This is a genomic window from Succinivibrio sp. (assembly GCF_045124615.1).
Taxonomy (GTDB): Bacteria; Pseudomonadota; Gammaproteobacteria; order Enterobacterales; family Succinivibrionaceae; genus Succinivibrio; species Succinivibrio faecicola.
Window position 1 is genome coordinate 1 of the sequence record NZ_JBGVMC010000354.1, and the last position, 1,528, is coordinate 1,528.

At 34.8% G+C, this 1,528-nt stretch carries 2 protein-coding genes; both read right to left on the bottom strand.

Annotation, left to right across the window (positions count from 1 at the left end):
- A partial coding sequence (locus ACJML3_RS09380; protein WP_406022654.1) for an AEC family transporter occupies positions 1-894 on the bottom strand: 894 nt, incomplete at its 3' end.
- A gap of 153 nt (positions 895-1,047) precedes the next feature.
- The coding region (locus tag ACJML3_RS09385; RefSeq protein WP_406022656.1) for a universal stress protein at positions 1,048-1,528 on the bottom strand (481 nt) is incomplete at its 5' end.

A 1,528-nucleotide genomic window follows, 5' to 3' on the forward strand; every position in this document is an offset into this window, starting at 1 on the left:
CACAACAGAGATAATTACCGACATCATGTTAAGATTTGCTGAATCCTCAGCAAACTGAGGTAATGATCTTATTGCTGTAATAGGTGCTAAAGAGGTAATTGGTGCAAAAACAATTGCAATTAGAATAAGTTTTACCATTGGTGAGTATGGTAATAAAAATGCTATTAAAAGAGCACTTACCAAAGCTGCTGAATATCTAAGGAAGATCATCTTTATGATCCTTGATATCTGATTGAATGTCATATTGAAGTTAAGGGCAATACCGATAACAAACATACAGATGAAAGTGTTAGATGATCCCATTACCTTTACAGGATGCATAATAATAGATGGGATAGTAATATTCAGTGATGAGAAAACAATACACAGAATACAGCAGTATGATGTAACTGATTTTGACAGCTCTAGAGCCACCATTTTTAGATTAACTGGTTTACCAGAATCAAAACCTTTCTGATTGAAATAAAGTGCCATACAGTAGACACCGCCAAAACAGAAGAATGCATTAACAACATCGAAAAGGCATAAAGCTAAGAAACCTTCAGTACTTAAGGTGCTCTGCATAAAAGGCAGAATAAAGTTACCGATATTGAATCCACCAAGATTCAGCATTGAATAAACACAGAATTTCGGATCACGTTTGTATAGAAAATATCCAATAAGTGGAAAACAGAAACTTATAACGAATGCGATTGGTACAATAAAAAACAGACTGTATTCCATTTCAAGTCCACCTTGAGATCCTGAAAGAATAGCGCAAGGCAGTGTCACATACATAATCACATAGGATAGTTTTCTTGCAAAAGAAATGTCACACAGATTGAATTTTTTAAAGGTATATCCAATTAGAAAGATAAGTAATACAGTTGCTGCATTAGTTAAAGATTCTGTCATAGTATTCTTTTCTGTTTAGTTAGTTTGTGGCTATTCTAAAACAAATGAGAGATGATCTCTAATTTTTGAAAAAAAATAGTGCAGAGAATAAAAACAGGTACCAAATACGGTACCTGAATGATTTAAAATGGAGCAGTTTTGAATATACAAAGGCTAAGCTTTTAGCTTATCTTTATCTTTAATCAGTTTTTTGTTGAGTACAACAAGATCGGCTGCTATATCATCAACAATTTCCTCACATGTATTACCAATAAGGGCAGCCATGAAACCCTGTCGTCCTGCTGATCCGATAAATACTGTCTTTGCATCAAGCTCCTGACAGATAGCAGGGATTATTTCATCTGGCATACCTTCTCTGATATGGCATCTTGCAACAGGAATATGATGTCTTGAAGCAAAGGCATGAAGTTTTCTTTCATGATCCTTTAAAACATTCTGTTCATATAATGCAGGCGAGTAGTGCGGTACTTCAAGCATGACACTTGGCAGATATATTGGAGCAGAATTTACAAGATGAATTTCACCTTTTGTAACTTTAGATAAGATCTGAGCCTCTCTTAACATTTCGTTGTTAAGAGACAACTGCTGCTGCAATGAAAAATCTACACAGACAACAATCTTTCCTCCAATAGGC